The organism is Micromonospora sp. NPDC048063 (assembly GCF_043202855.1).
In the GTDB taxonomy this organism is placed as follows: Bacteria; Actinomycetota; Actinomycetes; order Mycobacteriales; family Micromonosporaceae; genus Micromonospora.
Window position 1 is genome coordinate 201,833 of record NZ_JBIDBG010000011.1, and the last position, 26,292, is coordinate 228,124.

At 70.3% G+C, this 26,292-nt stretch carries 25 protein-coding genes and 1 pseudogene; 14 read left to right on the forward strand and 12 right to left on the reverse strand.

The genetic code is table 11. From position 1 onward, the window contains the following. Positions 1 to 29: 29 nt before the first annotated feature. A complete protein-coding gene (locus ACGFZ2_RS25005; RefSeq protein WP_393457399.1) occupies positions 30 to 1,556 on the reverse strand; it encodes a lytic murein transglycosylase in 1,527 nt (508 codons plus the stop codon). Positions 1,557 to 1,594: 38 nt separating this feature from the next. Between ACGFZ2_RS25005 and ACGFZ2_RS25010 the strand changes: the two genes are divergently transcribed. Both ACGFZ2_RS25010 and ACGFZ2_RS25015 read left to right on the forward strand, forming a co-directional pair. Continuing rightward, a complete protein-coding gene (locus ACGFZ2_RS25010) occupies positions 1,595 to 1,816 on the forward strand; it encodes a zinc ribbon domain-containing protein (protein ID WP_393264827.1) in 222 nt (73 codons plus the stop codon). Between the two features lie 173 nt (positions 1,817 to 1,989). Further along, positions 1,990 to 4,818 carry an ATP-binding protein gene (locus tag ACGFZ2_RS25015; protein WP_393457402.1) on the forward strand — a complete coding sequence of 943 codons (2,829 nt, stop codon included), beginning with the start codon at positions 1,990 to 1,992 and terminating at the stop codon, positions 4,816 to 4,818. 81 nt (positions 4,819 to 4,899) lie between these two features. Here ACGFZ2_RS25015 and ACGFZ2_RS25020 read toward each other — a convergent pair whose 3' ends face one another. The 7 genes from ACGFZ2_RS25020 to ACGFZ2_RS25050 form a co-directional block, all read right to left on the reverse strand. Then, positions 4,900 to 5,436 (reverse strand): phospholipase, encoded by a 537-nt coding sequence (locus ACGFZ2_RS25020; RefSeq protein ID WP_393264832.1) that lies wholly within the window; start codon positions 5,434 to 5,436, stop codon positions 4,900 to 4,902. A gap of 176 nt (positions 5,437 to 5,612) precedes the next feature. Beyond that, positions 5,613 to 7,274 carry a glycoside hydrolase family 10 protein gene (locus tag ACGFZ2_RS25025; RefSeq protein ID WP_393457405.1) on the reverse strand — a complete coding sequence of 554 codons (1,662 nt, stop codon included), beginning with the start codon at positions 7,272 to 7,274 and terminating at the stop codon, positions 5,613 to 5,615. Between the two features lie 329 nt (positions 7,275 to 7,603). Continuing rightward, positions 7,604 to 8,620 carry a glycoside hydrolase family 43 protein gene (locus tag ACGFZ2_RS25030; RefSeq protein ID WP_393457408.1) on the reverse strand — a complete coding sequence of 339 codons (1,017 nt, stop codon included), beginning with the start codon at positions 8,618 to 8,620 and terminating at the stop codon, positions 7,604 to 7,606. Continuing rightward, on the reverse strand, positions 8,617 to 9,507 hold the full coding sequence (locus tag ACGFZ2_RS25035) for a carbohydrate ABC transporter permease (protein WP_393457411.1): 891 nt from the start codon (positions 9,505 to 9,507) through the stop codon (positions 8,617 to 8,619). The genes ACGFZ2_RS25030 and ACGFZ2_RS25035 overlap by 4 nt, the downstream gene beginning before the upstream one ends. Positions 9,508 to 9,517: 10 nt before the next feature. Continuing rightward, positions 9,518 to 10,483 carry a carbohydrate ABC transporter permease gene (locus tag ACGFZ2_RS25040; RefSeq protein WP_393457414.1) on the reverse strand — a complete coding sequence of 322 codons (966 nt, stop codon included), beginning with the start codon at positions 10,481 to 10,483 and terminating at the stop codon, positions 9,518 to 9,520. A gap of 6 nt (positions 10,484 to 10,489) precedes the next feature. Then, a complete protein-coding gene (locus tag ACGFZ2_RS25045) occupies positions 10,490 to 11,818 on the reverse strand; it encodes an ABC transporter substrate-binding protein (protein ID WP_393457417.1) in 1,329 nt (442 codons plus the stop codon). Positions 11,819 to 11,877: 59 nt separating this feature from the next. After that, positions 11,878 to 13,392, reverse strand: coding sequence for an alpha-N-arabinofuranosidase (locus tag ACGFZ2_RS25050; RefSeq protein WP_393457420.1), 1,515 nt, complete (start codon positions 13,390 to 13,392; stop codon positions 11,878 to 11,880). Positions 13,393 to 13,528: 136 nt separating this feature from the next. On the opposite strand from ACGFZ2_RS25050, the gene ACGFZ2_RS25055 reads away from it, so the two are divergent. Then, on the forward strand, positions 13,529 to 14,536 hold the full coding sequence (locus tag ACGFZ2_RS25055) for a LacI family DNA-binding transcriptional regulator (RefSeq protein ID WP_393457423.1): 1,008 nt from the start codon (positions 13,529 to 13,531) through the stop codon (positions 14,534 to 14,536). Between the two features lie 23 nt (positions 14,537 to 14,559). Here ACGFZ2_RS25055 and ACGFZ2_RS25060 read toward each other — a convergent pair whose 3' ends face one another. The 3 genes and pseudogenes from ACGFZ2_RS25060 to ACGFZ2_RS25070 form a co-directional block, all read right to left on the reverse strand. Then, positions 14,560 to 15,285: a methyltransferase domain-containing protein gene (locus ACGFZ2_RS25060; RefSeq protein WP_393457426.1), complete on the reverse strand. Its 726-nt coding sequence runs from the start codon at positions 15,283 to 15,285 to the stop codon at positions 14,560 to 14,562. A 152-nt stretch (positions 15,286 to 15,437) separates the two neighbouring features. Further along, positions 15,438 to 15,683, reverse strand: a pseudogene (locus ACGFZ2_RS25065) (hypothetical protein); the annotation flags it as partial. 38 nt (positions 15,684 to 15,721) lie between these two features. Then, complete coding sequence (locus ACGFZ2_RS25070) at positions 15,722 to 17,359, reverse strand: ABC-F family ATP-binding cassette domain-containing protein (protein ID WP_393457429.1); 1,638 nt, start codon at positions 17,357 to 17,359, stop codon at positions 15,722 to 15,724. A 173-nt stretch (positions 17,360 to 17,532) separates the two neighbouring features. Between ACGFZ2_RS25070 and ACGFZ2_RS25075 the strand changes: the two genes are divergently transcribed. The 11 genes from ACGFZ2_RS25075 to ACGFZ2_RS25125 all read left to right on the forward strand — a co-directional run bounded on the left by ACGFZ2_RS25075 (position 17,533) and on the right by ACGFZ2_RS25125 (position 25,881). Next, the gene (locus ACGFZ2_RS25075; protein WP_350707078.1) at positions 17,533 to 18,303 is read left to right on the forward strand and encodes an ROK family protein; all 771 of its coding nucleotides are present in this window, start codon (positions 17,533 to 17,535) and stop codon (positions 18,301 to 18,303) included. 95 nt (positions 18,304 to 18,398) lie between these two features. After that, a complete protein-coding gene (locus tag ACGFZ2_RS25080; RefSeq protein ID WP_393457432.1) occupies positions 18,399 to 18,767 on the forward strand; it encodes a tetratricopeptide repeat protein in 369 nt (122 codons plus the stop codon). Between the two features lie 254 nt (positions 18,768 to 19,021). Continuing rightward, positions 19,022 to 19,276, forward strand: coding sequence for a Smr/MutS family protein (locus tag ACGFZ2_RS25085; RefSeq protein WP_013736060.1), 255 nt, complete (start codon positions 19,022 to 19,024; stop codon positions 19,274 to 19,276). Between the two features lie 585 nt (positions 19,277 to 19,861). Further along, the gene (locus tag ACGFZ2_RS25090) at positions 19,862 to 20,545 is read left to right on the forward strand and encodes a Crp/Fnr family transcriptional regulator (RefSeq protein WP_393457435.1); all 684 of its coding nucleotides are present in this window, start codon (positions 19,862 to 19,864) and stop codon (positions 20,543 to 20,545) included. A gap of 98 nt (positions 20,546 to 20,643) precedes the next feature. Continuing rightward, positions 20,644 to 21,228 carry a hypothetical protein gene (locus ACGFZ2_RS25095; RefSeq protein ID WP_393457438.1) on the forward strand — a complete coding sequence of 195 codons (585 nt, stop codon included), beginning with the start codon at positions 20,644 to 20,646 and terminating at the stop codon, positions 21,226 to 21,228. 502 nt (positions 21,229 to 21,730) lie between these two features. Beyond that, positions 21,731 to 21,949: a hypothetical protein gene (locus ACGFZ2_RS25100; protein ID WP_393457441.1), complete on the forward strand. Its 219-nt coding sequence runs from the start codon at positions 21,731 to 21,733 to the stop codon at positions 21,947 to 21,949. 547 nt (positions 21,950 to 22,496) lie between these two features. After that, positions 22,497 to 22,802 (forward strand): hypothetical protein, encoded by a 306-nt coding sequence (locus ACGFZ2_RS25105; RefSeq protein ID WP_393457444.1) that lies wholly within the window; start codon positions 22,497 to 22,499, stop codon positions 22,800 to 22,802. Then, positions 22,803 to 23,036, forward strand: coding sequence for a hypothetical protein (locus ACGFZ2_RS25110; protein WP_393457447.1), 234 nt, complete (start codon positions 22,803 to 22,805; stop codon positions 23,034 to 23,036). It abuts the gene before it with no gap. Between the two features lie 213 nt (positions 23,037 to 23,249). Further along, positions 23,250 to 23,573, forward strand: a complete 324-nt coding sequence (locus ACGFZ2_RS25115; RefSeq protein WP_393457450.1) for a hypothetical protein — start codon at positions 23,250 to 23,252, stop codon at positions 23,571 to 23,573. 599 nt (positions 23,574 to 24,172) lie between these two features. Then, positions 24,173 to 24,709, forward strand: coding sequence for a hypothetical protein (locus ACGFZ2_RS25120; protein WP_393457453.1), 537 nt, complete (start codon positions 24,173 to 24,175; stop codon positions 24,707 to 24,709). 128 nt (positions 24,710 to 24,837) lie between these two features. Further along, a complete protein-coding gene (locus ACGFZ2_RS25125; RefSeq protein ID WP_393457456.1) occupies positions 24,838 to 25,881 on the forward strand; it encodes a hypothetical protein in 1,044 nt (347 codons plus the stop codon). Between the two features lie 59 nt (positions 25,882 to 25,940). Here ACGFZ2_RS25125 and ACGFZ2_RS25130 read toward each other — a convergent pair whose 3' ends face one another. Beyond that, the gene (locus ACGFZ2_RS25130) at positions 25,941 to 26,195 is read right to left on the reverse strand and encodes a hypothetical protein (RefSeq protein WP_393457459.1); all 255 of its coding nucleotides are present in this window, start codon (positions 26,193 to 26,195) and stop codon (positions 25,941 to 25,943) included. Positions 26,196 to 26,292 lie beyond the last annotated feature (97 nt).

Consider the following 26,292-nt stretch of genomic DNA (forward strand, 5'->3'; position numbering starts at 1 on the left):
CGGTTCTCCAATGTATGCGGACGATCACTTCACGTGCGGCTGGCCTGTCCGTACCGGTTGGCGGTGTCGAAGACGTCCTGGGCGTACTGGCGGACGTCGTTGTACGACAGGATCGCGTTCCACCAGTCGGCCGGGATGGTGAGGTTCCGGCTGCCCTTGCAGAGGTAGTTGCCGGCGGCGAGCGCGGCGTCGTCCAGGTCGTGCGGGTCCTTGACGCCGTCGTTGTCGGCGTCAGCCCCGATCTCCTGCCACGTGGTGGGGATGAACTGCATCGGCCCGATCGCACGGTCGAAGGTGGTGTCCTTGTCCAGCCGGCCGCCGTCGGTGTCGGGGATGCGCATCCGGTTGCCCTGCCCGTCCAGCGGCAGGCCGATGATCTCGGGCAGCGCCTTGCCGTCCTGCCCGAGCCGGGCGTTGTTGGCCTGGCCGTGCCCGGACTCGACGAAACCGATGGCCGCCAGCGTGGTCCAGCTCAGGCCGCAACTGCGGTTGGTCTGGGCGAGCACCAGTTCGGCGTAGCCGTATGCCTGCATGGCCACCGGCGAGATGCCGACCTTCGGCCCGACCTGCGCGGCCCAGCCGGCGAGGGCGTCCGACGGCCGGCCGGTGGTCACCCCGCCGACGGCCGGGCCGGTCGGCACCGTGCCGAGCGGCGGCACCGTCTGGGTGGGCAGCGGCAGCCCGTTGGGCAGCGGCTCCTGCGGGCCGGCCGTCGGCGCGACGGAGGCGGCGTCGGCGACCGGACGGGGCGCGCGGACCGTCGCGGGCACCAGCAGCGCGCCCGCCGCGGCGGTCGCCGCGACCAGGGCGAGCAGGAACACCCCGGGCAGGGTGAGCTGCCCGCTGGGGCGCCGCGACCAGTCCCGGGTCGCCCGGACCGCGGCTGCCGCCGCCTGGCGAGGCGGCGGCAGGCGTACGGCGTGCGCGAACGGCACCCGGCGCCGCCGGGCTCGCGCGGCCGGCCCGTTGGTGAGCACGTCCACCTTCGTCGCCGCGAGGTCGCTCTTCTCCGCCGACGTCGCCACGGCCGAGCCGCCCCCGGCGCCGCTCCCGGGGTCGCCGGGCTTGGTGTCGGCGGTCGACGTGCCGGCGGGCTCGGTGTCGGCGGTCGACGTGCCGGCGGCCTTGGTGTCGGCGGTCGACGTGCTACTGGGCTTGGTGTCGGCGGCGGACGTGTCGGTGGGCTTGGTGTCGGCGGTCGACGTGCCGGCGGCGGCACCGGGCTTCGCGGCGGCCGGCGGCTCGGTGTCGGCGCTCGGCTTCCCGGCGGCGGCCGGCGCCGCCGCGGCCGACGGGACGTCCGGGGCGGACGGTGCGGCGGGGGTGGCCGACGGCCCGGTCGGCGTCGGAGCGGGCTCGGCGGGTGCCGTCGTCGGGGTGTCGGCACCGGCGGGGGCCTCGGACCTCAGCCAGGGGCGGCGGGGCCGGGGCAGGCGCGCCGACGACCCCGGTGCGACCCCGGAGCCGGCGGGTGGCCCGTCGGGCGGCACGGCCGGTCGCAGGGGCCGATGGGTCGATCTGTCCTCGCCGTCCACCACAAGTTGAGTATCACCCATGTCTCCTCGGGCGTCAGGCCCGGCCGTACCCTGGAGTCATGCCCCGGTACGAGTTCCGTTGCCGCGCCTGCGGCGACACCTTCGAGGTCAACCGTCCGATGTCGCAGGCCGGCGAGCCGGCGCCCTGCCCGTGGGGACACACGGACACCGTCAAGCTCCTCTCCACCGTCTCGGTCACCGGTCGGGGTGGCGGCGCGGCCGGCGGCGTGGCCGCTCCGGCCGGTGGTGGTGGCTGCTGCGGCGGTGGCTGCGGCTGCTGAGTGGTGGCCACGGCTGCTGACTCGTCGGCCTCCGCCCGCCCGTCGGCCGACTCCGTTCGTCCGCGCCGGGGCCGCCGGGCCCCTTGAGTCCGAGCCCGGCCGGCCGTTCTCACGATGCGTGACGATCCAGTATCAGGCAGCATGAGTCCGACGTCACGGGGGAGGTCCCACGCATGTCGCCACGGATCCACCTCCCCAGCGGGTGGGTGACCTTCGTCTTCACCGACATCGAGGGCTCGACGCGGCTGGCCCAGCTCCTCGGGCCGGACTACCGGCCGGTGCTGCGGGAGCACCGCCGCCTGCTGCGCCGGACGATCGCCGCCACCGAGGGCGCGGAGCTGTTGACCGAGGGGGACTCGTTCTTCCTCGCGTTCGGCGACGCGACCGCCGGGCTGACCGCCTGCCTCACCGCGCAGCGGGCGCTGGCCAGCCACCAGTGGCCGACCGCCGAGGCCGTGCCCCGGGTCCGGATGGGGCTGCACACCGGCTGGGCCGAGCCGCGCGACGGCGAGTACGCCAGCCCGGAGGTGCACCGGGCGGCCCGGGTGGCCGCCGCCGCGCACGGCGGGCAGGTGCTCTGCTCGGCGTCGACGGCGCGGCATGCCGACCCGCTGCCGGCCGGCGCGTCCCTGCTCGACCTGGGCCTGCACCGGCTGCGTGGCTTCGACGACCGGGAACGGCTCTTCCAACTGGTCGCCCCGGGCATCGAGCGGCAGTTCCCGCGGCCGCGTACGGCCGACGCGGTCGCGCACAACCTGCCCACCCAGGTGACCTCGTTCGTGGGCCGGCAGGCCGAACGCGTCGAGCTGCGCCGGCTGGTGGAGGCGCACCGGCTGGTCACCGTGCTCGGGGCGGGTGGGGCGGGCAAGACCCGGCTCGCCGTGGAGCTGGGCACCGACCTGGTGGAGTCGTACCCGGACGGCGTCTGGTTCGTCGACATCGCCGCGGTGACCGACCCGGGCCTGGTGGCGTTCGCGGTCGCCGCCGTGCTCGGCCTGCGTCCCGAGCCCGGCCGCCCGATGGTCGAGACCCTGGTGGAGTACGCTGCCGCGCGCCGGATGCTGGTCGTCCTGGACACCTGCGACGCCCAGCCGGCCGCCTCGGCCGAGATGATCTCGCGGCTGCTCGCCGGCGGGGTGGGCGTGCGGGTGCTCGCCACCAGCCGGGAGTCGTTCGGCCTGCCCGGCGAGGTGGTCTGGCGGATCCCGCCGCTGTCGGTCGACCCGCCGGCGGACGGCGCGGAGAGCGACGCGGTCGCGCTGCTGCTGGACCGGACGGCGGCGGCCCGGGGTGGCCGGCAGCCGGACCCGGCCGAGTCGGCCGACCTGCGCCGGGTCGTGCGGCGGTTGGACGGGCTGCCGCTCGCCATCGAGTTGGCCGCCGCCCGGCTGCGGGTGCTCTCGGTCGGCCAGCTCGCCGAGCGCCTCGACGACGTGCTCGGCACGCTGGACGCGGGCCGGGAGAACCCGGAGCCGCCCCCGGTGGAGCGGGCGTGGACGGGCAACCAGCAGGACACGGTCGACCTGGTCGCGGCGGCCGTCGGGGTGCCGCCGCCCACCCCGGCCACCCGGGCGGTGCAGCGGTCCGCCACCGAACGGCACCTCACCATGCAGGCCACGGTCACCTGGTCGTACCGGACGCTGGGGCCGCGCGCCGCCCGGTTGCTGCGCTGGCTGGCGGTCTTCGCCGGCCCGGTGGACCTGTCGACGGTGGAGTGGCTGCTCGGCGCCGACCCGCTCGACCCGCTCTCCGTGCTGGTCGACAAGTCGATGGTGCTGGCCGAGCCGCACGCCTCGGGCAGCACCTACCGGATGCTCGACCCGATCCGGGCGTACGCGGCCCGGCGGCTGGCGGAGGCGGGGGAGGAGCGGGCCGCCCGGGACCGGCACGTTGCCTGGTCGGCGCACGCGCTGGAGCGGGCGCACCTCGGCCCGGACGGGCAGCCGGTCACGCTGTCGCTCTACGCCCTCGATCCCCTCGCCGGCGAGCTGCGCGCCGCGCTGCGCTGGTGCGCGACCGGCGGCAGCGCCCGGGCGGGGCTGCGGCTGGCCGGGGGCCTGGACCAGTGGTGGCGGGAGCGGGGCCTGGCCCGGGAGGGGCGGCTCTGGTTGTTCCGGCTGTACGGACGGATCGCCGAGACCGGGGAGCGGATCCCGGAGGCCGAGCTGGCGGGGGCGTACCACATGCACTCGCTGCACGCCGGCGCGGACGGCGAGTTCGCCGAGGAGCTGCGGTTCTCCCAGCGGGCGGAGGCGGCGGCCCGGCAGGCCGGCGACACCGGCCTGCTCGCCCGGGTCCTCGCCGGGCGGGCGGCCCCGTTGGTCGACATGGGACAGTTCGCGGAGGCCGAGCGGGTCTGCCGGGAGGTCATCGACTGGGCGTACGACCAGGAGGTGGTCGGCGACGCGCTGTTCGCCGTGTTCAGCCTGGCCGAGCTGCTCTGGCGGCGGGGCGCCCTGGACGAGGCCGCCGAGCTGTTGGGTGCGGCCCGCCCGGTCGAGGCGGCCCGCCCGGTCGAGCGGGGGCGGCGCTCGGTCGACATGCTGCTCGGGATGGTGGCCCTGGCCCGCGGCGATCTGGTCGCCGCGCACGAGCACCTCCAGGTGGCGCTCCGGTCCCGGATGAGTCACGGCTTCCACGGCCGGGCCTGTGACACGCTCAACGCGGTCGCGGTGCGCTGCGCCGCCGGGGGCGACGGGGCGACGGCCGCCCGCCTCTTCGGCGCGGCGGGGGCGACGCGGGCGAGCATGCGCTGCACGCCGGGCATCTACGGGGCGTACTGGGCGCAGCGGCAGGGGGAGCTGCGCCGGGCGCTGGGCGACGCGGTCTTCGACGCCGCGTACGGGGAGGGGACCGAGCTGGGGCTGGAGGAGGCGGCGGCGCTGGCGCTCGGCGTGGAGCATCCGGACCTGTCGGCGGATTCGACGAGGTTCGGCGCGGATCGGGCCCGCCCGTCGCCCCGTCGCCCCGTCACACCCGACCGCCACACCGAGCACGCCTGACCGGCGGTTCGGGTCGGGCGCGGCGTCGACCGGGGCCCGTCCCGCCCGGGGAGGCGGGCCGGGAACCCCGGTCGACCCGCCTCAGCGGAGGGCGGCGCGGCGCTCGGCGTCGGCCTTCATCCGGGCGGCGCGGTCGATGTCGGCCTGCTTCACCGCCGCGACGGAGCCGAAGGCGCTGACGGCCTGGTAGTACGTCCAGGCGAGGCTGTAGCAGGCCGGCCGGACGACGGTGCTGTACGTGGCGCAGACCCGCTTCAGGTCCTCGTAGAAGGCGCTGTCCAGGCGGGACTTGTTGGCCGAGAACTGGCCCATCGCCTTGTAGTTGCGGTAGCCGAAGTCGTGCCGGTAGCAGGAGAGGGTGAAGTTGAAGCCGAGCGGGTTGTCCGGGCTCGACGAGCAGTAGTCGGTCGACCAGTCGAAGGCGTACTCGGCCCAGGCGGCCTTGTTCAGCCGGGCGGAGTTCCAGGCGTTGTAGCTGGTGGCGCTGGTCTGGGTCCAGCTCGACAGGACGGACAGCTTCTGCGTGGGCGTGACGGCGGCGGCGGGGGAGGCGACGCCGAGCAGGACGAGCAGCGCGAGCGCGCCCGAGGCGAGCAGGGTGGTGAGGCGTCTGGGCACGGTTACCTCCGCGGGGGGTCGGGGGTGGGACGGGGTTACCGGCGGGTCACCGGATTTCGATCAGTTTCGATCAATGACCGTTCCCGGAGGTGTCGTGCCCATCGACAATTGGTGACAGACGCCGAAACAGACGAATGCCCCGGGCGCCAGGGGCACCCGGGGCATTCGGTGGGACGTCAGCGGACGAACGCCGGCGGGCTGGCCGGGCTCTCGTTCGCCAGCCGGTCGAGCGCGGTCACGTAGTACGTGTACCGCTTGCCCGCCTCGGCGGTGGTGTCCACCCAGGACTGCGTCTGGGAGTCGCCGTCGGCGCGGACCGTGTCGACCAGGTGCGCCGCGTCGGCGAAGTCGCACCGGCCGGCCGGGTCGGTCCCGTCGAAGCGGTAGATCGCGTACGACGTGGCGGTGCCGAGCGGGCCCTGGCCGTCGGCCGGCTGGAGCCAGTTCAGCCGGACCCCGTCGTCCTGCCGCGCGGCCTTCGTGACCACCGGCATGAGCAGCGGCTTCGACGGCAGGTGCGACATGGTCGGGATCAGCGCCGGCCGCGAGTAGTGCTCGGCGGCGTAGATGTCGGTCGCGCCGAGCCGGTTGGCCCGGACCTGCACGGCCGAGAAGTGGACGTTGCCCAGCACCTCGGGGTGCGACCGGTTGAGCGTCAGGTGGTCGGACAGCTCGCGCGGGTTCATCCAGAAGGAGCCGTAGACCGGGTCACCGCTCTTGTAGTCGGCCTGCCCGATGTAGAGCTGCACGCGGGTGCCCTTGACCACGTCCGCCCACCACGGCACCAGCCGGGCGTAGTCGGCGGCCGGGTACTGGCCGATGTACCAGTAGAGCTGCGGCACGATGTAGTCGACCCACTCCTCCTTGACCCACTTGCGGGTGTCGGCGGAGATGATGTCGTACGACTGGCTGCCGGTGGTGTCCGAGCCCAGCGGGTCGGCCGACTGGTTGCGCCAGATGCCGAACGGGCTGACGCCGAACTTCACCCAGGACTTCTCGGCCTTGATCTTGGCGTTCATCTCCTGGATCAGCAGGTTGATGTTGTCCCGCCGCCAGTCGGCCTTGTTGGTGAAGCCCCGGTTGTGCGCCGCGAAGGTCGCGTCGTCGGGCACCTGGTGGGTGCCGCTCGGGTAGGGGTAGAAGTAGTCGTCGAAGTGCACGCCGTCGACGTCGTACCGCTTGACGGCGTCCATCATCGCGGTCTGGACGAACTCGCGGACCTCCGGGATGCCGGGGTTGTAGTAGAGCCGGCTGCCGGCCACCCCGGCCGGCGGGTAGGCGAAGGTCCACTCCGGGTGCTCCCGCGCCGGGTGGTTCGGCGCGAGCTTGCTGATGTCCGCGCCGGCGCCGCCCGGGGCCGGCATCGAGACGCGGTACGGGTTGAACCAGGCGTGGAACTCCAGGTTCCGCTTGTGCGCCTCCTCGACCACGAACTTCAGCGGGTCCCAGCCCGGGTTCTCGCCCCGGACCCCGGTCAGGTACTCCGACCAGGGCTCGTACGGCGACGGCCAGAACGCGTCGGCGGTCGGCCGGATCTGGACGACCACCGCGTTGTGGTTGAGCCGCTCGGCGAGGTCCAGCAGCTCGCGGTACTCGGCCTGCTGGGTGGCGATGCGGTCGGGCGAGGTCTGGGACGCCTTGGTCGGCCAGTCGATGTTGACGACCGAGGAGATCCACATGGCCCGGAACTGCCGCTTCGGCGTGGCCGGGTCGGTGACGCAGGTGGTGGTGGAGGCGGTGGTCGCCGCGTCGGGCGTAGCGCTCGCGGGGGTGGCGGCGACGAGCGCGCCGAGCAGTGCGGCGGCCAGCCCGGCGGCTCCGAGCCGAGTTGCCTTCATGCGGTGTGTCCCTTCGTTGGGGCTCCCGTGTCAGGGGGTCGATCGCGGCGCTGTCGGCAAGATTCGCCGTCGGCAATCCGCCGCTTGGTAGGAAATTTTCACACCTCGTGGGTCCGGCGCAAGGGTCTGCGCCGGATCGATCCGTCCGTCCGGCCCGGCTCCGCCGTGTGGCCGGTCTCACCGTGCGCACGGTGACGACCTGCGCACGCCAGGTTGCGGGGGGTGGGGTTCCGGGGAGCCCGGCCCGCTCCGGGCGGTCAGGCTTGATCCCTGCGCGGGCCGGGCTCCCCGGAACCCCTTGGTGGTCGCTCCGTCGCCGACCGCGCGGTTCAGGGCTTCGGTCGGGGTCCCGCCGTCGGGCCCTTGACGACGGGCTTGCCGTCTTCCCAGACGACCTCGTCGAGCCAGATCTGGCGGCCCGGGTCTACCGTGCCCTCCTGACCGGGCGGCCAGGCGTGGTAGAGCAGCCAGGTGCGGCCGTCCACCACCACCATCGAGGCGTGCCCCGGCCCGGAGGCCACCCCGTTGGTGGCCAGGATCGGGTTCTCCGGGGCCTTCACGCAGGGGCCGGTCGGCGACTCGCAGACCGCGTAGCCCTCGGCGTACTCGGCGCGGTCGTAGGCGTTGGCGGCGAAGAAGAGGAACAGCTTTCCGTCGTGCCGGTGGAGGAACGGCCCCTCGACCAGGTTGCCCTCCCACGGCTCGGTCTGCTTCAGCAGCTTCGCCGGCTCGCCGACCAGGCGCAGCCCGTCGTCGGAGAGGCGCTGCGACCAGATCCAGGTGTCCACCCCGATGGCGTTGCCGTCGTTCTTCCACAGCAGCCACAGGCTGCCGTCGGCGTCCCGGAACGGGCTGGCGTCGATCGCCCCACCCAGCTCCGCCTGGCAGACCAGCGGGGCGGCCGAGTCGTCCCGGTACGGCCCCTGCGGGGCGCTCGCCACCGCCCGGCCGACGCACTGCCGCCCGGACTCGCGCCCGGCGACCGTGTAGTAGAGCAGGAACCGGTCCGGGGCCAGCTCGATCACCTCGGGCGCCCAGTTCTTCCCGGGCTCCGCCCACGCCGGCAGCTCCGGCAGCGCGTCCCCGGCCGGCATCCAGTCGACCAGGTCGGGGGAGGTGAGCACCGGGACGTTGCGGCCGGCGGCGTTGGTGTGGAAGAGGTACCAGGTGTCGCCCACCCGGATCGCCTGCGGGTCGGGCGCGTCGGTGCGTACGACCGGGTTGGTGAACATGCGCGCGTCGTCTCCCGTACTCGAAGGGTCTTCGCCACCGCCGCAGCCGGCGGCGAGCAGCGCGGCGGCGAGCACCGCCGCCGCGCCGCGCCGCCCGGTCGTCCCGGCCGTCATCCCTTCAGGCCGCTGCGGGAGACGCCCTGGATGATGTGCCGCTGGGCGAGGACGAAGAGGACCAACACCGGCAGGCTGGCCAGCACCGCCCCGGCCATGATCACCGGGTAGTCCGTGTTGTAGGCGCCCTGGAGCAGGCCCAGCCCCGGCGGCAGGGTGAGCATCTCCGGGCTGAACAGCACGAAGATCGGCCAGAGGAAGTCGTTCCAGTTGGTCAGGAACGACAGTACGGCGAGGGTGGCCAGCGCCGGCTTCGACAGCGGCAGCACCACCTTCCAGAAGATCTGCCACTGGCTGGCCCCGTCCAGCACCGCGGCCTCCTCCAGTTCCCGGGGCAGGGAGAGGAAGAACTGCCGCAGGAAGAACACCCCGAACGCGCTCGCCGCACCGGGGACGACCACCACGGCCAGGGTGTCGACCCAGTCCAGCTCGTCGACGATCAGGAAGTTCGGGATGATCAGCGAGGTCGGCGGGATGAACAGCGTCCCGACGATCAGCGCGAACAGCACCCCGCGACCGCGGAACCGCATCCGGGCCAGGGCGTACGCGGCCATCGAGGCGGTCGCCAGCACCAGCAGCGCGTGCAGCGTGGCGGCCAGCATGCTGTTGAGGAACCAGCGCAGCACCGGGTTCGCCGAGTTGTTCAGGATCTGCTCGTAGCCGTACCCGGAGACCGGGCTCGGCAGCCAGGTCGGCGGGATCTGCTGGGCCCCGGTGTAGGTCTTCAGCGAGGTGATGACCATCCACACCAGCGGCGTCAGGAAGACCAGGGCGAGCGCCACCAGGGTGGCGTAGCGCGCGGTCCGGCGCAGCCCGGTCGCCGGTCGGGAGCCGGCGGCCGGGGCGGCGCCGCGCGCCGGCGTGGGGGTGCGCGTGGGCGTCGTCATGGCGGTCCCCTCAGTCTTCCCGGTAGCGGAAGAGGCGGAAGTTGGCGATGCTCACCACCGCCAGCATCAGGGCGAACACGATGCTCATCGCGGCGGCGCGGCCGGCGTCGTTGTCCCGCAGCCCCTCCTCGACGATGAACCAGACCACGGTGCGGGTCTCCGTGCCCGGCGCGCCCTGGGTGATCAGGAACGACTGGCCGAACACGTTCGCCGAGGCGAGCACGGTCGTGGTGATCACGAACAGCAGCACCGGGCGCAGCCCGGGGAGCGTGACGTGCCGGAACCGTTCCCAGGCGCTCGCGCCGTCGACCTTCGCCGCCTCGTACAGCTCCGGCGGGATGTCCTGGAGCCCGGCCAGGTAGATCACGGCGTTGAAGCCGGAGGTCCACCAGACGGTCACCCCGACCAGCGAGACCCAGGCCCACGGCACGTCGGTCACCCACGGGGTGTCGGCCGGCAGCCCGACCATCCCGGCGAGCCGGTTGACCAGGCCGAGGTTGGCGTCGAGCAGGAACCGCCAGAGCAGGCCGATCACCGCCACGCCCAGCACGTACGGCGCGAAGTAGACCGCCCGGAAGAAGGTCCGGCCGGGGAACGAGCGGTTCAGCAGCAGCGCCAGCCCGAGCGGGACGACCACCAGCAGCGGCACCGACAGGACGGTGAAGATCGCGGTCGCCCGTACGCTCTGCCACCAGTCGCCGTAGACGGCCGAGTCGTCGGAGAACAGCTCCCCGTAGTTGTCCAGCCCGACGAAGGGCCGGTGGGGGAGCTGGAAGTCCCACTGGTGCACGCTGAGCCAGAGGCCGAGCACGATCGGCAGCAGGCCGAAGACCCCGAACAGGACCAGGTACGGGGCGAGGAAGAGGTACGGCGTCAGCCGCCCCGTCCGGCGGGCCGGGGCGCCCCGGCGGGCGGCGTCGCCCGCCGGGGGCGGCGCGCCGTCGCGCGCCGCCCCGACCTCGATCACGTCCGCCACGGGAACTCAGCTCCCGTACTTCTTGCGGTTGTCCTCGAGCTGCTTGTTGGCCTTGGCCGCCCCGTCGTCCAGCGCCTGCTTCGGCGACTTCTTGCCCAGCGCCGCCTCGTTGAACGAGTTGTAGAACGTCGTCATGACCTCGCCGAGGCCCGGGGCCGCCGGCGGGAAGGCCGCGTACTCCAGCTCGGGGGCGAGCGCGTTGACCTCGGTCAGCGCCTTGAACTCGGCGCTGTCCCGGACCGTCTTGCGGGCCGGCACCTGGCCGCCCTTGGCCCAGTCGAGGGAGTGCTGGCTGAGCCAGTTGATGAACACCTTCGCCGCCGAGACCTTGTTCGCGTCGTTGGCCCGCTGCTTGACGATGGTGAAGTTGTGCGAGTTGGCCCAGGCCGCCGGCGTGCTGCCGATCTGCGGCAGGGGCGCGACGCCCCACTGGATCTCCGGGCTCTTCTTCAGGTCGTTGACCTGCCAGATGCCGTTCCAGTTGAAGGCGTTCTTGCCGCTCTTGAACGCCAGGTAGTCGGCGTCCTGGCCGACGTTCGCCGGGGAGTGGCCCTGCTTGATCAGGTCGACCAGCCAGGTGCACGCCTCGACGGCCTGGTCGGAGTTGAAGGTGGCCCTGGTGGCCTCGGCGTCGAAGACGCTGCCGCCCCACTGGTGCAGCAGGGAGTAGAAGGTCATGCCGCCGGTGAACTGGAACGGGCTGACCCAGAACCCCTGCACGCCGGACTTCTTCAGCTCGGTCAGCGCGGCGGTGTACTCGTCCTTCGTCGTCGGCGGCCTGTTCGGGTCCAGACCCGCCTTCTGCATGACGCCCTTGTTGTAGTAGAAGCCGAGCGGGTGCATGTCCAGCGGGATGCCGTACCGCTTGTCGTTGTAGAGCCCGCCCTTCCAGACGGTGGGGGCGAAGTCGCCCTCGCTCAGCTCCAGCGCCTTGGCGACGTCGTCCAGCTCGGTGATCACGCCCCGGGCGGCGAAGGTGGCGAGCTGGTCCACGTGCATGACCGCGATGTCCGGGCCGCTGCCGCTGGAGGCGGCGCCGGGCAGCTTGGCGTAGTAGTCCACCCACTCGTACGTCGCGATCGTGACGGCGATGTTCTGGTGCTCGGTGTTGAACTGGTTCACCAGCGCCTTGAAGATGTCGCCGTCACCGCCGGTGAACCCGTTCCACAGCTTCAGGTCCACCTTGGGGCCGGTGTAGTCCTTGCCGCCGTTGCCGGCCGCCGGGCCCGAGCTGTCGTCGTCGCCGCCGCAACCGGCCAGAGTCAGCGAGGCGGCGGCGCCGAGCCCGAGGCCGAGGCCGAGCAGGCGCCGCCGGCTCAACTCGTTCTGCATCATGCGGGTTTCACTCCTTGGGGGACGGGGATGAATTGTGCCTGCCCAGGGCCGGTCCGGCGTCAGCCGGCGGCGGGGGAGAAGCGCAGCACGTTCCAGGAGACGGCCGGCAGCCGCACGGCGCACCGGCCGCCGTCGGTGGTGGGGGTGGGCAACTGCCGGGGCGTCACCCGGTCGGGCTCGGCCTCGGTGTTCGTCGCCGTCGGGTCGTCCCCGGCGGCGAGGCTCAGGTGGGATGAGACGGAGAGTCCTGGCAGGCCGCGGAGGTCGAGCTCCAGCGCCAGGTCGGCCGAGTCCCGGTTGACGGCGAAGACGGTCAGCCCGCCCGTCTCCTCGTCGTGCACGGCGACGGAGTCGAGCACGGGGACCTCGCCGTACCGCTTCGTCTCGTAGGCCGGGCCGACCGGCTCGGTGCGCAGCACCGTGCCCCGGGCGTGCCAGGCGGTCAGCGCGAACGGGTGGAAGATGCTCTGCCGCCACGCCGGCCCGCCGGTGCGGGTGCGGATCGGGGCGATCACGTTGGCGAGCTGGGCCTGGCAGGCCACCCCGACCCGGTCGGCGTGCCGGAGCAGGGTGATCAGCAGGTCGCCGACCACCACCGCGTCGACGGCGGTGAAGTCGTCCTCGATCAGCGCCGGGGCCTCCACCCAGCCGCGCCGGGCCAGGTCGGCCTGGAGGCGGGACTCGTACCAGACGTTCCACTCGTCGAAGCTGACCTTGAGCTTGCGCCGGTCCCGCCGCTTCGCCGCCACGTGGTCGGCCGTGGCGACCACGTCCCGGATGAAGTTGTCCATGTCGACGGCGGAGGCCAGGATGCTGGCCCGGTCGCCGTCGGACGGGTCGTAGTAGGTGTGCGCCGAGATGTAGTCGACGTGCTCGTAGGTGTGCTCCAGGACGGTCGCCTCCCAGGAGGCGAAGGTGGGCATCCGCCGGTTGGAGCTGCCGCAGGCGACCAGGCTGATCGAGGGGTCGATCATCTTCATGGCGCGGGCGGTCTCGGCGGCCAGCCGGCCGTACTCGTCGGCGGTCTTGTGGCCGACCTGCCACGGGCCGTCCAGCTCGTTGCCCAGGCACCAGAGCCGCACCCCGTACGGCTCCTCGGCGCCGTGCTTGCGGCGCAGGTCCGACAGTTGCGTCCCGCCCGGGTGGTTGGCGTACTCCAGCAGGTCGCACGCCTCCTGCACGCCCCGGGTGCCGAGGTTGACCGCCATCATCGGCTCGACCCCCGCCTCGGCGGCCCAGGCCATGAACTCGTCGAGCCCGAAGGCGTTCGTCTCGATCGTCTTCCAGGCCAGGTCGAGCCGGCGGGGGCGGTCGCCCGCCGGGCCGACGCCGTCCTCCCAGCGGTAGCCCGAGACGAAGTTGCCGCCGGGATAGCGGACCACCGAGACGCCCAGCTCCCGGGTCAGCTCCAGCACGTCGCCGCGCAGCCCCCGCGCGTCCGCCGCCGGGTGTCCCGGCTCGTAGATCCCGCCGTAGACGCAGCGGCCCATGTGCTCGACGAACGAGCCGAAGAGTCGCCGGTCGGCCGGCCCGATCGCGAAGGCGGGGTCGATCGTGAGCTGCGCGGTCCGCAAGGGGGTGCCACCTTTCCTCGTCGCGGTCCCGGGTGACCGCGGTCACCCGGTGTCCCTGGTTTCTACAACGTTGTAAGCAACGTTGTAAAGAGCCGGTCGCGAGGTAAAGTCCCCAGTCATGGCGGGAGGTGGCGCAGTGCGACACAGGCTCAAGGACGTGGCGGAGCGGGCCGGCGTGTCGGTCAAGACCGTCTCCAACGTGGTCAACGGCTACGTGCACGTCCGGCCCGACACCCGCGCCCGGGTCGAGGCGGCCATCGCCGAGCTGAACTACCGGCCCAACCTCTCCGCGCGCAACCTGCGCAAGGGGCGCACCGGGGTGATCGCGCTGGCCGTGCCCGAGCTGGACATCCCCTACTTCGCCGAGCTGGCCCGGCACGTCGTCACGGCCGCCGCCGAGCTGGGCTGGACGGTGCTCATCGACCAGACCGGCGGCGGCCGCGAGCAGGAGCGGGTGGTCGCCTCCGGCATCACCGAGCACCTGATCGACGGGCTGATCTTCAGCCCGCTGGCGCTCACCGCGGAGGACCTGACCGGGCTCGACGGCACCCCGATGGTGCTGCTCGGCGAGCGGGTCGACCACGGCCCCGCCGACCACGTCGGGATCGACAACGTGGGCGCCGCCCGGGAGATCACCGCCCACCTGGTCGGGCTCGGCCGCCGCCGGATCGCCGCCATCGGCTCGCAGCGCACCCCGGAGGGGGCGAGCGCCCGGCTTCGGCTCGCCGGCTACACCGCCGCGCTCGCCGACGCCGGCATCGACTACGACGAGGGGCTGGTGGCGCCCGCGTCGGCCTGGCACCGCGCGGACGGCGCCGCCGCGATGCGCGCGCTGCTGGCCTCCGGCGTACGCCCCGACGCCGTCTTCTGCTTCAACGACACCCTCGCCCTGGGCGCCCTGCGCGCCCTGCACGAGGCGGGACTGCGCGTCCCCGAGGACGTCGCGGTGGCCGGCTTCGACGACATCGAGGACGGCCGGTTCTCCGTGCCCACCCTGAGCACCATCGCCCCCGACAAGGAGCGCATCGCCCGGCTGGCCGTGGAGCTGCTCGCGGGCCGCATCGACGGCGACCGCAGCGCGCCGCCCCGGGAACTCTCCGCCCCCTGGCGCCTCACCCCCCGCGAAAGCACCCTCGGCCGCTGACCCGGGCTGCCCGTCGGGCCGGGTCAGTCGAAGAAGCGGGCCAGGTGGGCGGGGGTGGGGCCCGCCGCGTCCGGGGTCAGCGGGGTGAGGTCGGCGAAGATCGAGGCGCCGTCGCAGCCGACGTGCAGCGGATACCAGCGCGGGGTGCCCGGGGGGCGCTGCAGGCAGATCCCCTTGACGGTCTGCACGTCGAGCAGCCGGACGTGGGTCGGGTCGGCGACGGCGTTCACGTGCCGCCACCACGGGCTCATCACGTGCAGCACGCCGCCCGGCCGGAGCACCCGGTGGCACTCGTCGACCAGCGGCAGGAAGTCGACCAGGTGCTCCAGGATGTGCACCGCGAACAGCACGTCCACCGAGTCGTCGGCCAGCGGCAGCGAGGCGGAGAGATCGGCCACCGCGTTCACCCCCGGGGCGGGGTAGATGTCCAGCCCCAGGTTGCCCGGCCACTGCTTGGTGGCGCCGCAGCCCAGGTCGACCACGACCGGGTCGCGCCCGCCGACGCGTACCCGGCACCAGACGCCGAACACCCCGTCGAGCCGGCCCACCCGGTCCCGGACCAGGCGCAGGTCGGACTGCTCCGCGACCTCGCCGCCGAGGTGGGCCACCCCCCGGTCGAAGCGCACCTCCACCGGGAGGTCGCGCAGCCGGTCGTCGTGCCGGGCCTGGTCGGCCCACGCCTCGGCGAGGAATACGTCGATCGCCCGCAGCCGCTCGGCCGAGGGCGGGGTCTGTCCCAGCGCGACCATCCGGGTCCACCTCCCGCGGGCCGTTACCCGGATCTCCGCCCGATATGCCCCGCGACACGCCCTGCCGCGAGCCGGGGCGGTCAGCCGGTGATCGTCCGCCGGGGGCGACCGCCGCCGCGCATCCGCTGCCGAGGCGGCGGGGCGGCCGGCTTGGGCCGCTTGAGGTGGTAGCGGTGCAGCTCGTTGTTGCCGGGCAGGGACGGGTCCTCGCTCATGGCCACCAGCTCCCAGCCCTGGTCGCCGGCCCGGTTCAGGTGGGCCAGCGCGGTGTCGCCGTAGGGCGTCACGTCGACCATGGAGCCGTCCGGGCCGTACCAGACGAAGACGACCTCCCAGCCGATGTCGTTGGTGGCCGCCTGGCGGCGGCGGACCAGCAGCGCGTACTCCCACTTGAGCATGGGGTCATTGTCACCCGCCGCGAGCGGGTCGGCACGGATCAATCCTCGGCGATCCGTCCGGCGGCCACCCGCAGCCGCCGGTTGGTCTGCACCGCGTCGAGCATCCGCCGGTCGTGGGTGACCAGCAGCAGCGTTCCCGGGTAGTTGGCCAGCGCGGACTCCAACTGCTCGATGGCCGGCAGGTCCAGGTGGTTCGTCGGCTCGTCCAGCACCAGCAGGTTCACCCCGCGCCCCTGGAGCAGCGCCAGCGCCGCCCGGGTCCGCTCGCCCGGGGAGAGGGTCGCCGCCGGGCGCAGCACGTGCGCCGCGCGCAGGCCGAACTTGGCCAGCAGCGTCCGCGCGTCCGCCGGCGACAGGTCCGGCACGGCGGCGCGGAACGCGTCGATCAGCGGCGCGTCGCCGAGGAAGAGCCCCCGGGCCTGGTCCACCTCGCCGACCACCACGCCCGGGCCGAGCGCGGCATGCCCCTGGTCGAGGGGGAGCCGGCCCAGCAGGGCGGCGAGCAGCGTGGACTTGCCGGAGCCGTTCGCCCCGGTCACCGCCACCCGGTCCGCCCAGTCGACCTGGAGGGTCACCGGGCCGAGGGTGAAGCCGCCCCGGCGTACGACGGCGTCGCGCAGCGAGGCCACGACGGCCCCGGCGCGGGGCGCGGCGGCGATCTCCATCCGCAGCTCCCACTCCTTGCGGGGCTCCTCGACCACCTCCAGCCGCTCGATCAGCCGCTCGGTCTGCTTGGCCTTGGCCGCCTGCTTCTCGGTCGCCTCGGAGCGGAACTTGCGGCCGATCTTGTCGTTGTCGGTGGCCTTGCGGCGGGCGTTCTTCACGCCCTTCTCCATCCAGGCCCGTTGCGTGCGGGCGCGTGCCTCCAGCCCGGCCCGGGTGTCGGCGTACTCCTCGTACTCCTCGCGGGCGTGCCGGCGGGCCACCTCGCGCTCCTCCAGGTAGGCGGCGTAGCCGCCGCCGTAGTGCCGGATCTGCTGCTGGTGCAGGTCCAGCTCCAGCACCCGGGTCACCGTGCGGGTGAGGAACTCGCGGTCGTGGCTGACCAGCACCGTGCCGGCGCGCAGCCCGGTGACGAACTCCTCCAGCCGCTCCAGGCCGGCCAGGTCCAGGTCGTTGGTCGGCTCGTCGAGCAGGAAGACGTCGTAGCGGCTGAGCAGCAGCGAGGCCAGCCCGGCGCGGGCGGCCTGGCCGCCGGAGAGCCCGGTCATCGGGTGGTCCAGGTCGACCGTGAGGCCCAGCTCGGCGGCGACCTGTTCGGCGCGCTCCTCCAGGTCCGCCCCGCCCAGGCCGAGCCAGCGCTCCAGCGCCTCGGCGTAGTCGTCGTCCGCGCCGGGCGCGCCGTCGGTGAGCGCCGTGGTCGCCGCGTCCAACGCGGCCTGCGCGGCGGTGACCCCGGTGCGCCGGGCGAGGAAGTCCCGGACGGTCTCGCCGGCGCGCCGCTCCGGCTCCTGCGGCAGGTGCCCGACGCTCGCCGTGGGCGGGCTGAGCGCGATGCTCCCGGCCTCCACCGGCAGCAACCCGGCGAGGGTGCGCAGCAGCGTCGACTTGCCCGCCCCGTTCACCCCGACCAGCCCCACCACGTCCCCCGGCGCGACCACCAGGTCCAGCCCGGCGAACAGCGCCCGGTCCCCGTGCCCCGCGGCCAGCCCCTTGACGATCATCGTCGCGCTCATCAACCGCGACCCTATCCCGCCCCCCACCCCTCCCCACCCGCTCGCCTCCCCGCCCCCGCCGCCTCCGCGATCTTGCACTTCGTGCCCGGACGAGTGGGGCGAAAGCCGCGAACGTGGGGCCGAAAGTCCAAGATCGCGAACCAGGCTCGGGAGGCGCACGGCACACTGCTCAGGTGGTGACCACTCTGGCGATCGACTGTGGCGGCGGCGGGATCAAGGGGTCCGTGCTGGACGAGGCGGGCACGATGCGCGCCCGGCCGCTGCGGGTGCCCACGCCGTACCCGCTGCCGCCGGCCCTGTTCGTCAAGACGCTGCTCGACCTGGGCGGCCGGCTGCCCGCGGCGGACCGGCTGACCGTCGGCATGCCGGGGATGATCCGGCACGGCGTGGTGGTCGCCACCCCGCACTACGTGACCCGCTCCGGGCCCCGGTCGAAGGCCGACCCGGGCCTGGTCGCGGAGTGGTCCGGGTACGACGCGCGGACCGCGCTCGCCGAGGCGTTCGGCGTGCCGGCGCTGGTGCTCAACGACGCCGAGGTGCACGGCGCCGGGGTGGTCGCCGGGACCGGCTGCGAGCTGGTGCTGACCCTCGGCACCGGGCTGGGCAGCGCGCTCTTCGACGGCGGGGTGCTCGCCCCGCACCTGGAGCTGTCCCACGCCCCGGTGCGCTGGGGCACCACCTACGACACGTACGTGGGGGAGCCGGAGCGGCGCCGACTCGGGGACGCGTTCTGGTCCCGCCGGATCCGGCAGGTCGTGGACGGGCTGCGCCCGGTGTTCCGCTGGGACCGGCTCTACCTGGGCGGCGGCAACTCGCGCCTGATCCGGCCCGAGCAGCTCGCCCGGATGGGCGACGACGTGGTGGTGGTGCCCAACACGGCGGGCATCGTCGGCGGCGTACGCGCCTGGGATCTGGTCGCCGGCCGGCACGGCGCCCCCACCTGATCCCGCCCGCGTTCCGCCCGGGGAACAGTCGCGGTACGCCGGGTGTTGTGCCAGCGTCGGGAGAAGTGGCGGCGTGACACGAGGGGGTGGGTCGAATGGATCTTCTGGCCGAGTACCGGCGGGCGACCATGTTCTTCGAGGCCGGTGACCCGACCGGAGCGGCCCGGCTGCTCGAACCGATCGTGGCGGCCGAGCCCGACAACTCGTCGGTGCGGCAGCTGCTGGCCCGGGCGTACTTCCAGTCGGCCCAGCTCAACCGGGCCGAGGAGCAGCTCCGCGAACTGGTCGACCGCGACCCCAGCGACCACTACGCCCACCACGTGCTGGGCCGGACGCTGGAGCGGCTGAACCGGCACGCCGACGCGCTGCGGCACCTGCGCATCGCGGCGGCGATGCACAGCGGCAACGACGACTACCGCACCGCCCTGGACCGGGTGCAGACCCGGGTCGCGGGCGGTCGCTGACGGCGGACGACCCGACGCCCGGGGAGCGGGCGCACGGACGGGGCAGCTCGACAGGGCTGCCCCGTCCGTACGGTCGTCACCGGATGCCGCGCAACGCCGGGCGCCGCCGGGTAGCTCGCGCGACGAGTGGAACGCCGTGGCTGTCAAACGGGTCTGATGACAACCGTGGTGTTCCACCCGTGCGGGGGTGGGGCGGAGCGCGCCGGGCGGCCTACCATCGGCGGTATGGGACGTGACCTGCCGGTGGCTGCGCGATGAAGCTGAAGCTGGACCTGCACGACATCTTCAACAAGGGTCACGACATCGACCGGGCCCTGCGCGGGATCATGGACGAGGCGGTGGCGAAGAAGGCCACCCTGGTCGAGATCATCCCCGGCAAGGGCTCCGGCCAGCTCAAGAAGCGGGTGCTGCGCTTCCTCGACCAGAAGGACGTCAAGCAGCTCTACCACCGCGTCGAGAAGGACTCGAAGAACTTCGGTCGCCTCTTCGTGCACTTCCGCTGGAAGTAAGCGCCACGACGTCCCGATCTCCCACGCTGCCCCCGGGATGGCCTCTGACCTGCCGAAACGCCTTCCGCTGGTTTCCGGCATCTTCCGCCGTTGCTCGCGCTCAGTTGTGCCGGATCTGTGCCGGGTGATCATGACAAGCGGCATGCGTCGGTTGCTTCATGACGTCTCGCTTACAAGCTCTGTGCATCACGTCCGCACACGTCCGGAAACGGCTGCACGCTCGAAGCGCCGTCCATGCCAGTGCTCGGCAGCGTGCTGCCGTCCGGCGCGATTGCTGTCAGCGTTGCTGTCGACAGCCATGCGGCCGGCGACCCCGGCCAACCTCCGCTGGGGGAGCCGGGCGAGTCTTGCTGGCCCGTAGCAGCTGGTGACGAGCAGTGCTGGTACGGGCGAGGCAGCTGGCATCGACTGATGCTCTGTACCGACCCGGAATGACGTGCTTGATGCGTCTTCGCTGCCTCTGCAATGCACCGGTACCGCCTACACGGCCGGGGCCCCGAGACGTTGGATCTCTACTTCCCGAAGGCTATTGGCGACAGCAGCCTGTGTCTGGTTTTTCCTGGTTGTGGCAAGTAGGATCCCGGCGTGACGGACTCTCCTGCAGCTCAGCTTCGCGCAGCATTGAGCGCCGAGGAGAGGGCTGAGCTGCAACAACTGGGCATCCCGGTCAACCTGGCGGCCGGAACCGTCCTGTTCTCCGAGGGTGACACCACCACTCACGCAGTCTTGATCAAAGAGGGCCAAGTCAAGGTTGTCTCCACCGGGCCGCAGGGACAGGAAGTAGTCCTAGCAACGAGAGGCCCGAGTGAAGTGGTGGGCGAAATGGCTCCACTTGACGGACAACCCCGGTCGGCGACCGTGGTGGCGGTCACGCCTGTCGAGTGCGCCATCGTGAGCGCCGACCTTTTCAATGCCTTCCTAGACAGGCATCCACGGGTCATGCGCTTCTTGCTCTTGCAAGTCACTCAGCGACTTCGTGACGCTGACCACCGACGGGTTGACCTTGCCACCCTGACAGTAGGCGCCCGCGTGGCTGCAACGTTGCTGGAGTTGGCGGGCCTTGATCCTCGAAACCCCGACCAGGGCAAGGCTCACCCGATCCCAGACATCTCCCAGACCGAGCTTGCCGGGTATGTGGGAGCGTCGCGCGAAGCCGTCGCGAAGGTCCTACGAGAGCTTCGAACCAAAAAGATCATCACCACAGGCAGGCGATCGATCGTCATCGACGATGTGGCCGCCCTTGCCGCCCTGACCAGCATGAACACGTAAGAAGGCCAGCACCTTTGGTACTTCTTCACACTCAGACTGTCGCGTAGTACCATTGAGTCCTTGGTGTCCGGTGCGAGCTGCCCGGGAGGAGGGGACCGATGTACCAACACGGCACGTTCACATTTCTCGGTCTGGACATCGAGGCGTTCCATCGCGAGGACCGCGACCTGAGCGCACAGATGGCCATGCGTTCTCAGCTGCTGTCCATCCTGGACTCCGCTCTCAAAGACGCGGGGCTCTACTCAGACGCGAAGATCCTCGACCGAGGTGACGGCGCCGTGGTGGTCTTGTCGTGCGGACCCCTTCGGGTCCTAACCGAGGTTGTACCGCGCTTGACGGCGTCGCTCGACAACTACAACGAGGGCCAGCCCTCTCGTCTACTCCTCCGACTCCGCATTGCTGTACATCAGGGCACCGCCGCCTATGACGAGCGGGGCGGCTACATCGGGCGAGACCTGACCTTTGTCTTCCGCATGATCGAATCGGAGACCATGCGCCGCCAGCTCGCAACGACGACCCAACCGATCGTGCTAGCTGTATCAGAGCAGGTGAAGGAGGAGGTGAAGGCCGCAGGGGCGGAGGATCAGCAGTCAATCCCTAAGCTCGGCTCGCTCAGTTTCCAGACGAAAGAAACGCGAGCGACAGCCTGGACCGCGCAACTGGGAAGGTGTGTTCCCGCCTGAGGGACCCCATCACGAGCAATGGCAGCGAAGCCTGCCTGCACTCCCAGCAGGAGAACTCGCGTGGTTCGCGTCCTGCCCGACGCGAACCCGCACCTACTAACGTCTCCCGAAAGGTCACCTACATGCCCCAGTCAGGATCCAGCAAGAAGGCTGCCGCACCGGAGCCGTCCGCGCCATTGGACGTTCGGTTGGTTGTCCTGCTCGCCTTGGCCGGCCTCGCCGCTTGGTTGGCCTTCGTGAACCCTACCGCCGCAGTGGCGGTTGGGTTCGGTCTGACCGTCCTCTACACCCTCCACCTCATGACAAAGCGTTAGTCGCAGCAGTTCTCTGGAGCAAGCTCCGCCGGCAGTCACGCTGGCGGAGCTTGACTCCTGCGTCCCAGAGGAACCACCAGCCGTCGATGAGCTGCGCCAGCAACGGGGCTGAGCTGTCCGAACGGTCCACCGGAGTGCCCCACACCGCCGGAGATGGCCACCGTCGGGACCCCTGGCAGACTGCCGCCATGCCGTCTGAACCGGAGTCGTGGACCATCAAGCACTTCTCGCAAGCCAACCCAGTCGGCCCCGGCCAAGACAGCGTCCCGGCGCTGCTACGCCGCCTCGCAGACAGCATCGAACAACGGCCCGGCATCGAGGTCCAGGACGTCATACTGCACAGCGAGGTCACTGCCGACGGTGACTGGTGGTCGGCCACCGTCTACTTCCACGAACCGTCGCCCTAACAGAATCCGGCGTACAGGTCGACTCGTCCGTCGCCCACCAGGTCAGCCGCCGCCACATGGTGGCTGGCCTGCTGTTTCTTCGGGTGCTGCTGGGTGTCGTCGGTCATCTTTGGTCGGCGTTTGACGGCCCAGTGACGGCCCAGACGGCCCAGAGACGGCCCAGCGCACCGTCAGTTTGGAAGGTGCCTTGATCTACCGATAGATCACGCCGGCCTTGCTGGTCACCAGCACAACTCTTCGCCCCGTCCGCTCTCACATGCGGGTGCGGCCCGTTGCTGCGCCTTGTTGACTGGCGTAGCGGGCACGTGGCGGGCACGGCACGACAGCCAGTACAGCCTCGCCACATGCCGCTCCTTCGATTAGGCGCAGACATCAGGTCAGCCCCCTGGCGGCCCGCAACTGCGGAGTGGCGCAGGAGCAGAGCTACCTACCTCAACCCTGCACGAACTGGTGGCAAACGCACCAAACCTGCCCCGCGTCGGTCCCCCAACGTCATGATGACCCGGGTAAGGGTTTGGGATGCTAACCAGCCAGCAGTGGAGGAGCGTTGGGCGAGTCATACGAAAGCGGCGAGTACTCCGGTCCGGAATTCCAGGAGTACTGCATCAGCGAGTCGGCCTACCTGTCGTCCCACCGTGACCGCTCGCCGTGCCGGTCATGCGCCCTACAGAATCTGTGTGAGGCAGGATTCGAGGAACAGAAACGGCGCGCCTTGCTGGGGATCAATCCTAGCCTTACCGACGACGCACATTTCAGCATGGAGCAGCTGACACCCGTCAAACTTTTTGAGAAATTGACCGATAAGCAGCGCGAATTTGTCATAGAAAAGATTCCAAGCTTGAAGGAGGAATAAATGAGCAAAGAAGGGTCCGGCGAAGCCCAGCGCCAGTTGGCCAAGAAGTCGCAATTGGTGGCGAAACAGCAGTTGGAGGCCAAGCGGCAACTAAGCGAGAAGGCGGCACTCGTAGCGAGACAACAACTGGAAGCGAAGCGGCAATTGAGCGAGAAGGCGCAGTTGACGGCGAAGCAGCAGTTGGAGGCCAAGCGGCAGTTGAGCGAGAAGTCGGACCTTCTGGCGGATCAGTAACGGCCCACGGTTTGCTTGGTTCAGACGTTGAAGCGGAACTGCGAGCCGTGATCGGCTCACCAGCGTGAACAGTGCTCGGCACCTGCTCACACGGCGTCGCAGGCTGCCAGGGCTGCACACTGATCGCCAACGTTTGACAGTGTCTCGTGCCCCCTGTGTGCCCCAGACAGCCGCGCGCCGCCGAGGCGTGACCGACCTGGCAGGATCAGCCCGGTGACGAGGTCCGCCGGGTTGCTGCGCTGCGAGGCGATTGCATGGGTCGACGAAGACTGGCCGGGGTGGGTCCGTGTACGGCTGGTCGATGCCGACGGACGAATCTGGTTCTTCGTCGACAAGGTGCCGATCTTCTTCGTGGATGACGACATCTTTCCTGGCGCTGCTCTGCCCCGGCCGGCGTTCGTGAGGTGCCATGTCGTCGGTCAGCAGGAGGACCAGATCCTTGTCGTTAGCACTGCTCCCGACCACGTGGAGGCCGAGGACGGAACCACTCAGTTCCGGGTCCGCCCGAACCAGCTAGAGCGGGCGAGCTGGTCCTGATCCAACTGAACTGTCAGCTTGGGAATCGGGTTGAGTCACGGCCATCGGGGGTGGTGCCGGCTGGTCATGGACGTATCGGCGACCCGGCCAAGCCCTACGACGGGCCTCTACTAGCCGACGTTGACCGCTGCCTCGGGCACGGATCGGGCACGAAGTCGGGTAAGACTGAAGCCTGAACCCCTAAGCCCCACAGCCGCTCGCGTCGTCCGAACGACATCTTCGGGCGTGTTATTCACGGGTCAACCACCTAGAGTGAGTGCGTGGGCGGCTTCGGTGGAGACTTCCGGTTTCAAGAGCGGGATCAACCGTTACTGAGGGTATTGTCTACCGCGATTGGGCGGCGCGCTCGCCCCTTTAGCGTGAGGTGGCGGTTAGCATTCCCGAGTAGCCAACTCGCCAGATTCAGCATGGACGGCAATTGGACGCGAATGAGATTACTCGTTGATCGCCTCCGCCGAGACTTGCCAATCGTCGCCGAGGGCTTTCAGTCGACGGATCTACCTAGCGAGCGAAGACGTACTGCAAATGGATTAGTAGACATAATTAGTAGATGGCTTTACGGTGGATACGACAGGCATGCCGAGGACTACGTTCCGCGATTGCTCCGCAAGCGTAACGCAACCGCGTACATGGTCGTGAATTTCTGGCTAGGACAAGAGCACGACGATTTGGCAGACCGCCTGACAGTCACCCTCGACACCATTAGCGCGTGGGCCTTCGACGATACAGCCCCGGAGGTCGTACTAGAGGAATTGCATACCGCCGCCACGCTTCTGCTAATGCGGCGTCTCGGGCTTCGCCGAGCCCCTGCCTTCAGTGAACTCGTAGAAAGGGAAGTTGCGGCGGGTGGCCTTAATCAAGGGCTTTGGTTTGCCGACTACAGCAGCTTCGACGATGCACCGACGATGGGTGATCTCCTGCTAGACCTAAAGACGGTACGGGCAAGGTCGAAGCACCAGGGTAGTCGCGAGTCGCGGGAGTGGCTCGACCGCAATTTCTGGGGATCTATCGTAACTCTCGAATATCTCGCTGAATGCGTCCGAGACGGCTTGCCGCGGCGTAGTCCCGCCCTCACTTCTGAGAGCTTGGCACAACTGCGCGCGAGCCACGCCGCCCTGTACGCCGAGGAGGCTTGATGCCGGCAACTCGCGGAGGATCTGGGGCCCCGTCCACACAAGCGAGATTTCTTGCTACAACGGGCTTCACTCGCGACCTAGCGATTGCTACAAGTGACGGTCACGAAATCCGGTACAACGGCGCGGCCATGCTGGTGGCCGGCTTGGAGGTCGTTGAGAACCTCTCATTGGCCTCACTGAAGCGGGCGCTAGTCCGTCTTTGCAGTTACACGGGCGACCCCTCCGCCATGGGCAAAAATCTCGACGCCACGCGTGAAACCTTGCACTTCACAAGGTTGCCGCATAGATACGCCTACGAAGACGCGACTCCCCTCATGAACTTCGAATTGGAGTTGACGTTTTCACTCAAGCTTATTCTCAATGTGCAGGTATACCTAGAAATTGAAACGGACGAAGAGGAAGTCGAGCGAGCGCTTACCCATCTCCTGCGACGCCACCATGCAAGTGTCTACGAGATTTTTCCGGAGGGCGTCGAGGAATACGCTCATTGGACCATTCGCCTACTGGTCGAGAAACGCGGACGTCGGGTCGGCGACGTATGCAGGTTAGCCCTCGAAACGATCGATATTCTTGGCGCACTGGGTACCGGCGGCAATTTCGATCCAGGGTCGCTGTGGGATCTGCTACAAAGCGGCCGGCTTGACATCCTCGTCGGGCAATCAGAGTCGTCAACGCTCGAAGTGAAGTCGCAAGGCTATGGCCTTAAAACAGAAGCGGGGAAAATTGAGCTTGGTCAAGACGTGGCTCGCTTCGCCAATGCAGAAGAGGGAGGCTTGTTGCTTCTCGGCTTCCGTACCCGCCGGAAATCCGGCCAGGAGATCATCGAGAAGGCAACTCCGCTTCGAGGGCTTGGACGCAACGCGGCGCAAAGACATCGAGCAGCGATCGACCAGCGAGTGTATCCACCTGTAGAGGGTTTAGAAGTGGCGGCGATATATTTGCCTGACGATGAACAGATTATCGCTATCCGCGTGCCTCCCCAGCCCGAGGAGCTGAAGCCCTTCATCGTCCACGGAGCGATAGCCGGCGGCAAGGTTGAAGGCGCATTTATTTCCATCGTTAGGCGGAGAAACGAGGGTTCTATACCAATTTCAGGTCCTGCCATTCACGCCTGGCTCTCGGCCGGCCGCGCTCTCATGCGGGCGGGTAGACTGCCAAAAAATACTGAGTAGCTCTCGCGCATCAGTCACTTTGCCTGCCGTCGCCAGTCTCGCCACTCTCGTTACGGCGGTTATGCCTCCTCGTCCTTTGTCACGACCACCTTCGCGCTGTAGAGCTCGGGAACGTCGTCGGCGGCGTGCTGGGCGTCCTGAGCGTTGACGAATAGAGTCATTAGCAGGTCCCGCATGCCGGCGACTGCACCGTAGCCCGGCACTTCGACCGAATTCTCTCCCCGGCGTTTGGGTGCCTCCCAGACGTTGTCGACGTGCATGTAGAGGTCGAATCGGACCTTCGCTTGGGCGGCGCGCTCCTCTGGGGTGAGCATCGCTAAGGGACGTCTCGTAACCGGGTGAAGGCGTTGCCTGGGACGGGGTCGGCGGTCAGCCGGCGAGGATGATGTTGTGGAGGTTGGCGATGCCGGA